Source organism: Microterricola viridarii, assembly GCF_900104895.1.
Taxonomy (GTDB): domain Bacteria; phylum Actinomycetota; class Actinomycetes; order Actinomycetales; family Microbacteriaceae; genus Microterricola; species Microterricola viridarii.
Map to the genome: position 1 here is coordinate 1,986,113 of NZ_LT629742.1, position 12,556 is coordinate 1,998,668.

Annotated in this window: 14 protein-coding genes; 7 read left to right on the top strand and 7 right to left on the bottom strand. The window is 72.0% G+C overall.

The annotated features are described in order from the left end of the window. The first annotated feature begins 39 nt into the window (after positions 1-39). Positions 40-348 carry a 4a-hydroxytetrahydrobiopterin dehydratase gene (locus tag BLT62_RS09035; protein WP_083363756.1) on the top strand — a complete coding sequence of 103 codons (309 nt, stop codon included), beginning with the start codon at positions 40-42 and terminating at the stop codon, positions 346-348. Between the two features lie 54 nt (positions 349-402). Here the strand turns inward: BLT62_RS09035 and BLT62_RS09040 are convergent, their stop codons facing one another. The 3 genes from BLT62_RS09040 to BLT62_RS09050 are packed head-to-tail and all read right to left on the bottom strand — an operon-like array spanning position 403 to position 2,663. Then, positions 403-867 (bottom strand): hotdog fold thioesterase, encoded by a 465-nt coding sequence (locus BLT62_RS09040; protein WP_083365398.1) that lies wholly within the window; start codon positions 865-867, stop codon positions 403-405. 44 nt (positions 868-911) lie between these two features. Continuing rightward, the gene (locus BLT62_RS09045) at positions 912-1,583 is read right to left on the bottom strand and encodes a class I SAM-dependent methyltransferase (protein ID WP_083363757.1); all 672 of its coding nucleotides are present in this window, start codon (positions 1,581-1,583) and stop codon (positions 912-914) included. A 48-nt stretch (positions 1,584-1,631) separates the two neighbouring features. Beyond that, positions 1,632-2,663 carry an alpha/beta fold hydrolase gene (locus BLT62_RS09050; RefSeq protein WP_083363758.1) on the bottom strand — a complete coding sequence of 344 codons (1,032 nt, stop codon included), beginning with the start codon at positions 2,661-2,663 and terminating at the stop codon, positions 1,632-1,634. Between the two features lie 158 nt (positions 2,664-2,821). On the opposite strand from BLT62_RS09050, the gene BLT62_RS09055 reads away from it, so the two are divergent. From BLT62_RS09055 to BLT62_RS09075, 5 genes are read left to right on the top strand one after another with little or no spacing between them, the layout of a single operon-like run. After that, complete coding sequence (locus tag BLT62_RS09055; RefSeq protein ID WP_083363759.1) at positions 2,822-3,541, top strand: GntR family transcriptional regulator; 720 nt, start codon at positions 2,822-2,824, stop codon at positions 3,539-3,541. Positions 3,542-3,561: 20 nt separating this feature from the next. Beyond that, positions 3,562-4,302 carry a BtpA/SgcQ family protein gene (locus BLT62_RS09060; protein ID WP_083363760.1) on the top strand — a complete coding sequence of 247 codons (741 nt, stop codon included), beginning with the start codon at positions 3,562-3,564 and terminating at the stop codon, positions 4,300-4,302. After that, on the top strand, positions 4,299-4,799 hold the full coding sequence (locus tag BLT62_RS09065) for an ureidoglycolate lyase (protein ID WP_083363761.1): 501 nt from the start codon (positions 4,299-4,301) through the stop codon (positions 4,797-4,799). Before BLT62_RS09060 ends, BLT62_RS09065 begins: the two co-directional genes overlap by 4 nt. Beyond that, entirely contained in the window at positions 4,796-5,767 is a 972-nt protein-coding gene (locus tag BLT62_RS09070) for a carbohydrate kinase family protein (RefSeq protein ID WP_083363762.1), read from the top strand. The genes BLT62_RS09065 and BLT62_RS09070 overlap by 4 nt, the downstream gene beginning before the upstream one ends. Positions 5,768-5,775: 8 nt before the next feature. Beyond that, entirely contained in the window at positions 5,776-6,681 is a 906-nt protein-coding gene (locus BLT62_RS09075; protein WP_083363763.1) for an ABC transporter substrate-binding protein, read from the top strand. Positions 6,682-6,749: 68 nt separating this feature from the next. On the opposite strand, the gene BLT62_RS09080 is transcribed toward BLT62_RS09075, so the two are convergent. Continuing rightward, positions 6,750-8,270, bottom strand: a complete 1,521-nt coding sequence (locus tag BLT62_RS09080; protein WP_083363764.1) for a carboxylesterase/lipase family protein — start codon at positions 8,268-8,270, stop codon at positions 6,750-6,752. A gap of 61 nt (positions 8,271-8,331) precedes the next feature. Next, entirely contained in the window at positions 8,332-9,030 is a 699-nt protein-coding gene (locus tag BLT62_RS09085) for a DedA family protein (RefSeq protein WP_083363765.1), read from the bottom strand. Between the two features lie 187 nt (positions 9,031-9,217). On the opposite strand from BLT62_RS09085, the gene dxs reads away from it, so the two are divergent. After that, positions 9,218-11,134 carry a 1-deoxy-D-xylulose-5-phosphate synthase gene (gene dxs, locus BLT62_RS09090; protein WP_083363766.1) on the top strand — a complete coding sequence of 639 codons (1,917 nt, stop codon included), beginning with the start codon at positions 9,218-9,220 and terminating at the stop codon, positions 11,132-11,134. Between the two features lie 3 nt (positions 11,135-11,137). Here the strand turns inward: dxs and BLT62_RS09095 are convergent, their stop codons facing one another. Both BLT62_RS09095 and BLT62_RS09100 read right to left on the bottom strand, forming a co-directional pair. Continuing rightward, the gene (locus BLT62_RS09095; protein ID WP_083363767.1) at positions 11,138-11,668 is read right to left on the bottom strand and encodes a dihydrofolate reductase family protein; all 531 of its coding nucleotides are present in this window, start codon (positions 11,666-11,668) and stop codon (positions 11,138-11,140) included. A 42-nt stretch (positions 11,669-11,710) separates the two neighbouring features. Continuing rightward, positions 11,711-12,376: an NUDIX hydrolase gene (locus BLT62_RS09100; RefSeq protein ID WP_083363768.1), complete on the bottom strand. Its 666-nt coding sequence runs from the start codon at positions 12,374-12,376 to the stop codon at positions 11,711-11,713. Positions 12,377-12,556: the final 180 nt, after the last annotated feature.

Below are 12,556 nucleotides of genomic sequence, written 5' to 3' on the forward strand. Positions count from 1 at the left end.
GCCGTTGTGCTTTCGGCACGCCGGGCGCAGCATGGAGGCATGCCCGCACACCACTCACTGCTGCTGCCCAGCGACACCGCCGACGCCCTCGCCGGGACGGCGTTCACACACAAGCCGGGGAAGCTGGAGGCGGAGTACCAGACCGGCGACTTCTCCGGCGCCGTGCGCCTGTTGGACGCCGTCGCCCAGGTCGCCGCCCGGCTCAACCACCACCCCGATGTGCGACTCGGGTACGGCCGCATCGCCTTCGAGCTCAGTTCGCACGACGCGGGCGGGGTGACGGAGCGGGACGTCGCGCTGGCGCTGCGGATCCAGGCCCTCGCGGACGCCGCGGGCCCCCCGGCCTGATCGCGTGCTGGGCGCGGGCCCGATCGGCGGGTGCGCTGCCCCGCCGTGTCGGGGCTACGCCCGCTGTTCGGCGCTCAGGTACGTGGTCGGCACCTCGAGCACCGCGAGCGTGCACCTCGAGATGCAGACCAGGCGATCCTGGTCGTCGGCGATCCGCACCTCCCAGACCTGGGCCCGCCCGCCACGGTAGATCGGGCGGGCGACCCCGGTCACCCACCCCTCCGCCACGGGCCGGAGGTGGTTCGCGTTGATCTCCATGCCGACGACATGGAAGCGTGCGCGATCGACCGCCAGGAAGCCCGCAATCGACGCGAGCGTCTCCGCGAACGCGACGGACGCGCCGCCGTGGAGCATCCCGGCTGGCTGGGTGGTCCGCGAATCGACGGGCATCCGGCCCTGCAGGGAATCAGGCAAGACCGCGGTGACCTCGATTCCGAGCGTCTCGATGAGGGTGCCTCGCCGCATGGCGGTGAGGACGTCGGGTGGGACCTCGCCGTGCCAGATGGGTGGGGTGTTCATCATGGATTCCTTTCATGGGTGGCGGTCGGCCGCCGGCCCGGGGGTCAGGCCCGCGCGATGCCGGCGATGTGGGTGTTGAACGGGAGAAGCGGGGTGTGCACCCGGTAGTGCCTGATCGTGACGCTCGCGAACCCGGCGGCGCGCACGGCGGACTCCAGATCGCGTTGGCACGAGCAGCCCTCGAACGCCCAGGCCCACGGTCGGCGCAGGAGCCGTTGTGCGGCATGGGTGGGTGTGCCCCGGCGGGCGGCGACGTGTTCGAGGAAGCGGAAGCTGCCTCCCGGGCGCAGGATGCGCCGGATTTCGGTGAGCACGGCCACCGGGTCCTGCACGGAGCAGAGCACGAGCGAGGAGATCACGGTGTCGACGCTGGCCTCGGGGAGGCCGGTGTTCTCGGCCATGCACTCGTGCAGGTCGAGTCGCACCTCGCTGCGGCGGGCGGCGGCGCGGAGGGGGCCGTGCATGTAGCGGTTCGGCTCGAAGGCGACGAGGGTGCCGCCGGCCGGGAGGTAGCGGAGGTTGGCGCCGACGCCGGACCCGATCTCGACGACCTCCCGCGGGAGCCCGCCGAAGACGCGTCGCTTCTGCCGGCGCAGGCTCCACTCCAGGTACGGGTCGATCAGCCAGAAGAAGGCGGCGTTGAACCGGCCCCGGCCGGCGTGCAGCTCGAACCCGGTCGATGCCGGGGTGGCGGTGGGTGTGGCGCTGATGCTCATGTCACCAGCGTGCCGGACTCCGTTCGCGCCGTCAGGCGTGGAACTACCTCAGTTCGCCGAGCCCGGCCGGTCGCGCTGCGCGACGTACCACGCGGCAATCTGGGCGCGCGACCGGAAGCCGAGGCGCAGGCGGATCCGTTCCACGTGCCCCTCCGCCGATCGTTCGTCAATGCCCAGCCGTGCGGCGATCTCGCGGTTGGTGCACCCCTCGCTGATCAACGCCGCGACCTCGTCCTGGCGGGCCGTCAACGCCCGGGCGCCGCGCCGCGGCGCCGGCAGGCCGAGAAACCGGCGGACCGACCCGACGAGCGCGGCGGTGTCGCCCACGTACGGCAGATGGGAGCGGCCGGGCAGCACGACGAGCTGCGCACCGGCGATCCCTGCTGCGAGTGCCCTCGCCTGGGCGACGGGAGCGGCCCGGTCGCGGTCCCGGTGCACCACCAGTGTCGGGGCGTGCACGAGGGGGAGCAGGCTGCTGACGTCGAGCTCGTAGCTCAGCGCCAGGAGCGCTCGCGCCGTGGTGGCGGTCGCGCAGGCGCGCTGGTAGCGGCCGAACTCCCTGCGCGTCGCGTCATCGGCGTCCGGCGCGAAGATCTCGGTCAGAACGTCGGACCCCAGCCCCCAGTGCGACTCGACCAGCCCCAGGACGTGTTCCCGGGCGCTGGGCGGGGAGATGTCCGCGCCGGACACCCAGCCGCCGTAGAGCACCAGTCGTCGGACGGCGCCGGGGTGCGCCGCCGCCCACGCCACGGCGACCAGCGCCCCCAGTGACGTTCCGACCAGGTCGAAGGGCTCCGCGTCGAGGGTTGCGACCACCGCGGAGAGCTGTTCGAGCTCGTACGCCAGCGACGGCGGCCGGGCCGAGGGCGCCGACAGCCCAGATCCGGCGCGGTCGTAGCGGACAAGCCGGCAGCCCTGCGCGAGGCTCTCATAGTAGGCCCGCTCTGCAGGCAGCTCCCAGCTCAGCTCCAGATGGCCGAGCCAGCCCGCGACATACACCACCGGCCGGCCGGCGCCGATCGAGGCGTACGCCAGTCCGGTGCCGTCGGTCGTCGTCACCCGGGCTCTCTCCTGCTGCACGCACCCAGTGTGAGCGCCGAGTCTGGCAAATCGGGGCGGAACCGTGCTGCCGCCGAGCTCCTCCGTCCCGGAAGCGCGAGGCCCGGCCGCACACCCGTCTTGCCCCGCACACCCCGTGATTGTATGGTCGTCTATACAAGCACACGAGGGAGGCAACAATGGCTGCACAGGACTACCTGCCGCTGTACGCGCAGATCGGGCGCCATGTGCGCTCGCTCATCCTGAACGGCGAGCTGCTCGACGGTGAGGCCATCCCCTCTGAGCCCTCGCTCATGGAGACGTTCCAGACCACGCGCGGCACGGTGCGGCAGGCCATCGGCGAGCTCGTCACCGAGGGGCTCGTGCGCCGGGTCCAGGGCAAGGGCACCTTCGTGCAGTTCCGCCCGATGACGCACAGCATCTGGAACTTCGGCGGCTTCAGCGACACCATGCGCGGCCGCGGCGGCATCCCGATCTCCCGCGTCGTCGAGCACGAGGTCATCGAGGCGGGCGGCACGCCGCAGCTGCGCCTGGTGCGCCTGCGCGGCGTGCGCATCGCCGAGACGGAGAGCATCTTCTCTCTGGACACCTCACACCTCTCGCTCGAGCTGTTCCCGGGGCTCGACACCCTCGACTTCGAGAATGCCTCGCTCTACGACACGCTGCGCGCCCACTACGGCGTGCACCCGTCTCGCACCGAGATGACCCTCAGCACCGTGATCCCGGACGCCGCCATGTGCGCCGTCCTCGGCGAGACGCGGGCCGCTCCAGCCCTCGTCACCCTGCATGGCGCCGCCTTCGACCAACACGACCGCGAGATCGAGCAGATCGAAATCGTCTACTCGTCCACGGTCCAATTCAACATTTCCACCACGCTGCCGGCCGCGCGCCAGGCCTGAGACCCATCGGGACCCACCACATGACTTCCAGACGCACCGCCTTCCTCGACCGCCTCGCAGCGGCCCCCGTCGTTCTCGGCATGGTCCACCTGAAGGGTGAGACCGCCGAGGAGAAGCTCGACATCGCCCGCCGCGAGATCGAGACCCTCTACAGCAACGGCGTCGACGCCGTCATCGTGGAGAACTACTTCGGCACGCCGGACGACGTCGAGGCGGTGCTGCGCGTGCTGCAGCAGGAGCGCCCGACGGCCTGCTACGGCGTCAACGTGCTCGACGACGACGAGCGCGGCTTCGTGCTGGCCGGGCAGTACGGCGCCAGCTTCGTGCAGCTCGACTCGGTCGCCGGCCACCTCGGCGCCGAGGACGAGCCGGCCTTCGCCGAACGGCTCGCCGGCTGGCGCGCGTCGACGGATGCCGCGGTGCTCGGCGGCGTGCGCTTCAAGTACCAGCCCTACCTGAGCGGCAACGACTTGGGCACCGACCTCGGCCTCGGCCGGGAGCGGGCAGACGCCATCGTCGTGACCGGAGAGGGCACCGGCATGGAGACGAGCCTCGAGCGCATCCGCGAGTTCCGCGGCATCCTCGGCGAGTTCCCCCTCATCGTCGGCGCGGGCATCACCGCGGCCAACTGTGTGGCCCAGCTCGAGGACGCCGACGGAGCGATCGTGGGCAGCTTCCTCAAGGACACCCGCAAGGATGACGGCGATGTGCTGGCCGCGCACGTCGCGGAGCTCACCGCCATCGCGCACGGTGCCCGATGAGCCCGCAGACGCGCACGCTGACCGCCGAGCCGCTCAGCGCCGACTCCTTCGCCGCCTTCGGTGAGTACCTCGACCTCGGCGCGGGCGGTGAGCGCGTCATGACGACGCTCGGCGACGGCTGGACCGACCGCCGCTCGCTGCACGCGGTGCTGGAGACGCCCGGCCACCTCGGGTTCACGCTCGGCGCCGCCGCCCCCTTTCAGGTCACCGGAATGGAGCGCCACCACCACACCCGCGAGGTGCTGCTCTGCGCCGCCGAGCCCGTCGTCGTCGCCGTCGCGGCCACCGCCGGCGAGCGGCCGGACGCCGCCGACCTCCGGGCGTTCCTGCTGCAGCCGGGCGACGTCATCGTGCTCGCCGAGGGCATCTGGCACACGGCCTGCCACGGCGTCGGGAAGCCCGCGCACTACTACTGGATGGCGACCGCCGACGACAGCATCGCCGACGACTGGGTGCTGCCGACCGGGGCCGCGGTGACCGTGCAGGCCGCCGCATGAGCCCCCAGAGCACCATCTTCATCGGCGACGTCGCGCTCGACGAGTACTTCACGGCCGAGAGCTGGCCGGCCCTCGGCGACAAGGCCTGGCTCGACCCTCTGCCCGCGGTCGTCGGCGGCATGATCGCCAACGCCGCCTGCGTGCACGCCGCGCTGGGCGCGCCCACCCGCTTCGTGACCGCCATGAACGACGGGGCCGTCAGCCAGCGGCTGCTCGCCGACCTCGAGCAGAGCGGGGTGGACACCGCGCTCTGCCTCGTCGACAACGAGCTGGCCGACTCGCGCTGCCTGATCTTCCTCGCAGGGGGCCAGCACGTCGTGCTGACGCCGCGCATCGGTGACCAGCGCTTCGAGCTGGACGCCGCGCGAATGGACCTGCTCGGCGCGGCCCGCAGCGTCTACAGCTCGATTGGCGACCTGCGCCGCCTCCGCCACGGCGCGCTCGGCCCGGCCGAGATCCTCCGCGCGCTCCGCGCCGCCGGCACCCGGATCGTGCTCGACCTGGACGTGGCCGACCTCGAGCCGGGCGACCTCGAGCTGATCGGCACGGTCGACCTCCTCTTCGTCAACCGGATCGGCTTCGAGCGCCTCCGCTCCGGCCGGAGCGCCGCCGACTGCGCCGCCGCCCTCCTCGCCGGCGGCCTGTCCCACCTCGTGGTGACCCGCGACGCCGACGGCTGCATCGTCTACTCCGGCTCCGAGCCCATCGAGGTCGCCGGCCTCGCGGCCGCCGTGCTCGACGTCACCGGCGCGGGCGACGCCTTCTGCAGCGCCTTCCTCTTCGCCCTCGACCGCACCGCGGATGCCGGCCTCGCCGCGCTCTTCGCCAACGGCGCCGGCGCCCGGGCCACCGAGGCCCACGGCGCCCGCTCCGGCGCGGCATCCGTCGGCGAGGTCCTCGCCTACCTCGCCGCCGCCGGCACCGACATCGAACCCCTCTCCACAGCACTCACAGCAGAATCACACTAAGGAGCACCATGACTTCCGTTCGCCCCGCACGCCGCCTGCTCTTCGTGGCGGCCGCGTCCCTCCTCGCGGTCAGCCTCGTCGGCTGTGTCCAGAACGCGCCGACCACGGCCGCCCCGACCGGCGACGCGGTCGTCGTCGGCGCCGACGACGCCGTCACCGCCCTCGTCCCGGCCGCGATCGCCGAGAGCGGCGCGCTCCGCGTCGGCGTCAACCTGACCTACTCGCCGAACGAGTTCAAGACGGCGGAGGGCGCCCCGACCGGCTGGGCCATCGAACTGATGGACGCCATCGGCGCCAAGATGGGCCTCGAGGTCGAGTACCAGGGTGCGGCCTTCGACAACATCCTGCCCGGCGTGATCGGCGGCAAGTACGACGTCGGACAGGGCTCGTTCACCGACACGAAGGAGCGCGAGAAGATCGTCGACTTCGTCAACTACTACTCGGCGGGCACCCGCTGGGCGGCCGCGGCCGGCAGCACGCTGAACCCGGACGACGCCTGCGGCCTCGTCATCGCGGCGGGCGCCACCACCTACCAGGAGACCGACGACATCCCCGCCCGCTCCGAGGCCTGCGTCGCCGCCGGCAAGGCGCCCATCAGCATCCTCAAGCTGGAGACGCAGGACGACATCACCAACGCCGTCGTGCTCGGCCGCGCGGCCGGCTTCGCCGCCGACTCGCCGGTGACCGCCTACGCCGTCTCCGCCACGCAGGGGAAGCTCGAGCTGATCGGCGAGCAGTACGACTCCGCGCCGTTCGGCTTCGCCGTCGCCAAGGAGTCCGGCACGCTGGCCCAGGCCGTCGAGGCGGCCGTGCAGTCGATCATCGACGACGGCAGCTACGGCGCGATCCTCGCCAAGTGGGGCGTCGAGGACGGCGCCGTCAGCACGGCCGGCATCAACGGCGCGCTGTTCTAAACCCACAGCTCCCGATTGCAGAAAGGGCCGGCCCCGACGGGGCCGGCCGTCTCTGTTGCCAAGGGCACTCAGCGCCAGCGGGCGCGCTCGTCCTCCCGCGGCGCCAGCACGACGGCATCCGCGGCCCCGTCCCACACCTTGACCGGGCGCTCGGGCGACCAGGCCGGCCAGCCGGGGTCGCCGGTGGCGGCGAAGCGCACCCAGGCCGCGTGCATGTCGGTGGCCAGGCGCCGGGGCGCGCCGGGGCCGGCCATCGCGACGGCCTCCTCGCTGCCGACGTTGTCGAAGACGAAGCCGAGCTCGAGCGCGTGGCAGGCGCCCAAGCCGTCGACGGGGGAGCGCCAGGCGAACTCGTAGACGAAGCTCGGCGCCGCGCCCGGCACCCGCAGCCGGGCATCCGCGAGCTTGTTCAGGGGGATCCGCAGCAGCAGGTCGGTCGCCAGCGCGCCGAACAGCTCGCCGCGGCTGGCGCCCGGCCGGTTGCGCCGGTACAGCCGCACGGTCCTGGGCGAGATCCCGAACTTCGCCATCGCGACGGCGATGTGTGCCCTGCCGATCTTCGCGAGCAGCCCGGTCGGGATGAACCAGAGCCGGTACTCCTCGGTGTTCGCGCCCATCAGCACGGGGATGCCGGAACCGGCCCCGCCCGTCAACGCGGTCATCGGATGCCGCGGCACGGTCTCGGTGCCGAGGGTGAGCGCGAACGCGGGGCCGCCGGTGATCGGGGTCGTGCCGGCCGTGGCCCGGCGCTGGGCGTCGAGGAGGCGGGCGGGGGAGAGCTCGGCGAAGGCGGCGCGGAGCGGGGCCACGCCGAGCAGCTTGGCCATGCGGCGGGTCACCGTGCCCGCGGTCTTCGCCGGTTTCGCGTCCGGCGGGCCGCTCTGCATGATGGCGCGGTCGAAGAGGCTCGCGGCGTCCGGCCGCGCCAGCAGGGCGGCGATCGTGATCGCGCCGGCCGACTCGCCCATCACGGTGACCCGGCTCGGGTCGCCGCCGAACGCCCAGATGTTGCGGCGCACCCAGCGCAGCGCCGCGATCTGGTCGGCGAGGCCGAGGTTCGCCTCGCCGTCGGCGAAGACGGAGAAGCCCTCTGCGCCGAGGCGGTAGTTGACGCCGATGAAGATGACCCCGTCGCGGGCGAAGCGGGTGCCGTCGTAGGCCTCCAGGGCGTTGCTGCCGCGGCTGAGGGACCCGCCGTGGATCCAGACGATGACCGGTGCGAGGGCGGCGTCGCGCCGCTCCGGCGCCCAGATGGCCAGGTTCAGGATCTCCTCGCCCGGCACGCTCACACTGCCGAGGAACCGCTCCATGCCGCCCCCGTAGGGCAGCTGCGGCGCCGTCGCCCCCGGTGTGGTGCAGTCCCGCTCGCCGGGCCAGGAGGGGACGGGCTGCGGCGGCCGGAAGCGCAGGGCGCCGAACGGCGCTGCCGCGTACGGCACGCCGAGGAAGCGGCGCACCCCGCCTGCCAGGCTGCCCCGAATGCGGCCGGACTCCGTGTCCACGCCGACGTCTGAGGCCTCGCTGCCCCGGGGGACGTCGGTGCTCTCTGGGTCGTCGGTGCTCTCTGGGACCTCTGTGCTCTCTGGCATCTCGCTCCTTCGCGATCCGGTGGGATCACTCTGTCACAGGACGGCGTGAGAGCGGGCGACCTCAGCGCGCGGCGAGCTCGTCTGCGGCCGGCTCAGCCGGGGCCGCTGCGGCCGAGCTCCGGCGCTTGGCGAGAGTCGCGCGGGCCGCCTTGCCGAGCTCGAGCAGGATCGGGATGCCGGAGATCAGGATGATCCCGATGATGAAGAACTCGGAGTAGCGGGCCACGAACTCGATCTGGCCGAGGAAGAAGCCGACCAGGGTGAGGCCGACGCCCCAGAGGAACGCGCCGATCAGGTTGAAGGTGATGAAGGTGCGGTAGGGCATCCGGCCCACGCCGGCCGCGACGGGCACGAAGGCGCGGAACACGGGCAGGAAGCGGGCCAGGATGATGGCCTTGCCGCCGTGCTTGTCGAAGAACGCGTTCGTGCGCTCGACGTTGGCCGGGTTGAAGAACCGGCTCTGCTCGCGCTTGAAGATGGCCGGGCCGGCCTTGCGCCCGAGGTAGTAGGCCAGCTGGTCGCCCGCGAATGCGGCGACGAAGATGACGGATGCCGTCACCCAGATGGGGAACTGGACGAAGCCGGTCGCGGTCAGCAGGCCGACGGTGAAGAGCAACGAGTCGCCGGGGAGGAAGGAGAGCACGATGAGTCCGGTCTCGGCGAACACGACGGCGGCAACACCCAGCAGGATGAAGGGGCCGAACCAGTGGACGAGCCAATCGGCGTCGAGGAAGTCGATTCCGAGGAGGGTGGGCTGCATGGAGGGGCTGTTCCTTTCGGGTGGGCGCGAGTGCGCGGTCCGCCGATCGACGCTAGCAGAGGGCGTCTGTGCAAACAGTGGGCGGCAGCGGAGGACTCGGCGCCGAATGCGGGGGTCACAGCGCGATACGCGTAAACTCGATGGGTACCGCCGATGTGAGGCGGTCGCTTCTGAAAGGCGGTAGGGCGTGAGCCTTCTCGAGACGATCAAGGGTCCGCGAGACCTCGACGCACTCTCGAAAGACCAGCTCGTGCAACTCGCCGCAGAGGTGCGGGAGTTCTTGGTGCAGAACGTCGCCAAGACGGGCGGGCACCTGGGACCCAACCTGGGCGTCGTCGAGATGACGATCGCGATGCACCGCGTCTTCGACTCCCCGCGCGACGCCATGGTCTTCGACACCGGCCACCAGTCCTACGTGCACAAGCTGCTCACCGGCAGGCAGGACTTCAGCACGCTGCGCCAGCGCGGCGGCCTGGCCGGCTACCCGCAGCGCTCGGAGTCCGAGCACGACATCGTCGAGAGCTCGCACGCCTCCAGCTCGCTGAGCTGGGCCGACGGCATCTCGCGCGCGTTCAGCATGACCGGGCAGAACGACCGGCACGTCATCGCCGTCGTCGGCGACGGCGCGCTCACCGGCGGCATGACCTGGGAAGCCCTCAACAACATCACAGACGACAACGCCCGTCGCCTGATCATCATCGTCAATGACAACGGCCGCTCCTACGCCCCGACCATCGGCGGCATGGCCCGCTTCCTCAACACCGTGCGCACCCGCAAGAGCTACCGCGAGCTGTACATGTCCAGCCGCAAGGCCTTCGACAAGATGGGCGGCCCCGGCCGCGCCGTCTACCGCGGCGTGCGCGGCGGCCTGCACGGCTTCCTCAGCCGCTTCTCCAACAACGAGGCGCTCTACTCCAACCTCGACATCAAGTACATCGGGCCGGTGCACGGCCACGACCTGGTGGCGATGGAGGAGGCGCTGCGCCAGGCCAAGGGCTACGGCGCACCGGTGATCGTGCACACGATCACCGACAAGGGCCGCGGCTACGAGCCCGCCCGCCAGGACGCCGCCGACCAGTTCCACGCGGTCGGCCAGATCGACCCGGAGACGGGGGAGTCGCTGGACTCCTCCTCCGTGGCCTCCTGGACCTCGGTCTTCGCCGACGAGATGGTGCGGCTCGCCGCCGTCAACGAGCGGCTCGTCGGCATCACCGCCGCCATGCTGCGCCCGACCGGCCTGCACCGCATGGCCGAGCGCTTCCCCGAGCGGGTGCTGGATGTCGGCATCGCCGAGCAGCACGCCGCGACCTCCGCCGCCGGCCTGGCGTTCGGCGGCATGCACCCCGTCGTCGCCGTCTACGCCACCTTCATCAACCGGGCATTCGACCAGGTGCTGATGGATGTCGCGCTGCACAAGGCCGGCGTCACCTTCGTGCTGGACCGGGCCGGTGTCACCGGGCCGGACGGCCCCAGCCACCACGGCATGTGGGACCTCGCCATCCTGCAGGTCGTCCCCGGCATCCGCCTGGCCGCCCCGCGCGACGCGACCCGCCTGCGCGAGGAGCTCGCCGAGGCCGTGGCCGTCGACGACGGCCCGACCGTGCTGCGCTTCCCGAAGGGCAGCGTCGGCGTCGAGTTCGAGGCCGAGCGGCGCACAGAGGACGGCGTGGACGTGCTGCGCGAGTCGGCCACCAGCGATGTGCTCCTCGTCGCCGTCGGCCCGATGGCCAGCGTGGCACTCGAGGTCGCCGATCTGCTCGCCGAGCAGGGCATCGGCGCGACCGTCATCGACCCGCGCTGGGTCGTCCCCGTGCCGCGGAGCGTGATCGAGCTCTCCCGCGGGCACCGACTCGTGGTGAGCATCGAGGACGGCATCAAGGTGGGCGGCATCGGCACCCGCATCCGGCAGGACCTGCGCGGCGCCGGCGTCGAGACCGCCGTGACGGAGCTCGGCCTGCCCGACGAGTTCATCGACCACGCCACCCGCGGCCAGATCATGTTCGACATCGGGCTGACGGCACCGCAGATCGCCGGCGACATCGCCGCGATGTTCGCCGGCAGCAAGGTGCCGCATGTCGGCCCGCCGAAGAAGTCAGAGGGCTAGGCCCTAGCCCCGTCCGACCCGGTAGCGCAGCTCGATCGCGCCGCCGGGGAACGGCGTCGTGCCCGTTGCGGTGAGCGCCGTGGTGCTGGCCAACGGCAGCAGCGGCCGGCCCGCGCCGAGCGCGATGGGCATGATCGTGACCAGCAGCTCGTCGAGCAGGCCGGCATCGGCGAACTGGGCCGCGACGTTGCCGCCGCCGATCACCCAGACCTGCTTGTCGCCCGCCGCCGCAACCGCCGCAGCGTGCACCTCGGCGATGGGGCCCTGGGCGAAGCGGATGTCGGCCCCGTCGATCCCGGGCATCTCGCGGTGCGTGAGCACCCAGGCTGGCATCGTGTAGCCCCAGCCTGAGGCGTCGTCGAGCAGGAACTGGTACGTGTCCGCACCCATCACGACCGCCCCGATGCCCGCCAGGAAGCGCTCGTAGTGGGCGCCGAACTCCTCGAAGCCGAACTGCAGCAGCCAGTCGATCGAATTGTCGCGGTCAGCGATGAACCCGTCCAGGCTGCAGGCGACGTAGTACTGAGTAGTCATGCACCCAGCCTAGAAGGGGCCTCCGACATCGGCGAGGGGGCATCAGCTGTCTGGCTGCACGACCCGGTCTTGGTCCCAGGGCTCGGCCCAGCCCAGCTCGTCGAACAGGCGCGCCAGCACGAGCGCGGTGAAGCCCCAGACCAGGCGTCCGCCGACGGTGAATGCCGGCATCCGATACTCCCCGTGCACGGTCACTGCCCTGTTCGCCGGGTGCACCAGCTCGGCGACGGGAACGCGGAACACCTCCACCGTCTCGGCATGGTCGATCGCGACGACCTCGGAGGGCCGGGTCCACCAGGCGAGCACCGGGGTGACGAGGTGGTTGCTCACCGCCAGCGGGATCTCCGGCAGGGTGCCCAGGGTGCGCACCCCTCCCGGGTCCACACCCGTCTCCTCGACGGCCTCACGCAGTGCGGCCGCCGTCGCATCGGCGTCGGTCTCGTCCAGCCGGCCGCCAGGGAAGGCGATCTGCCCGGGGTGGCTGCCGAGTGTCGAGGCGCGCCGCACGAGCAACACGTCGAGATCCTGCGGCACCCGGCCGCCCGTTGCCGCCGGCACGTCGTCGAGCACCCCGAAGAGCACCAGCACGGCGGCGTGCCGAGCGTGGCCGGCATCCGGCAGGCTGCGAATCCGGGTGGAGCTCCAGTCCAGGCTGCGCGCGGCCAGCGCCTCGAGATCCGCGAGGGGGCCGTCGGGGGAAGGGTGCATGCCCCCAGCCTAGGCAGGAACCGTCGCGGCGTGCGCGAGAGTGGCGGCAGGCGCGCCGACGCCGGGCGCCCTCCGGACGCGGGCGTACTCGCGAGGTTGCTGGGTGTTGCTGCCCTGCCCTTGACCGGCGCCGCCGCCGCGGGTTTAGGTAGCGGTGTGCGAGGGTGCATGCGGGATCAC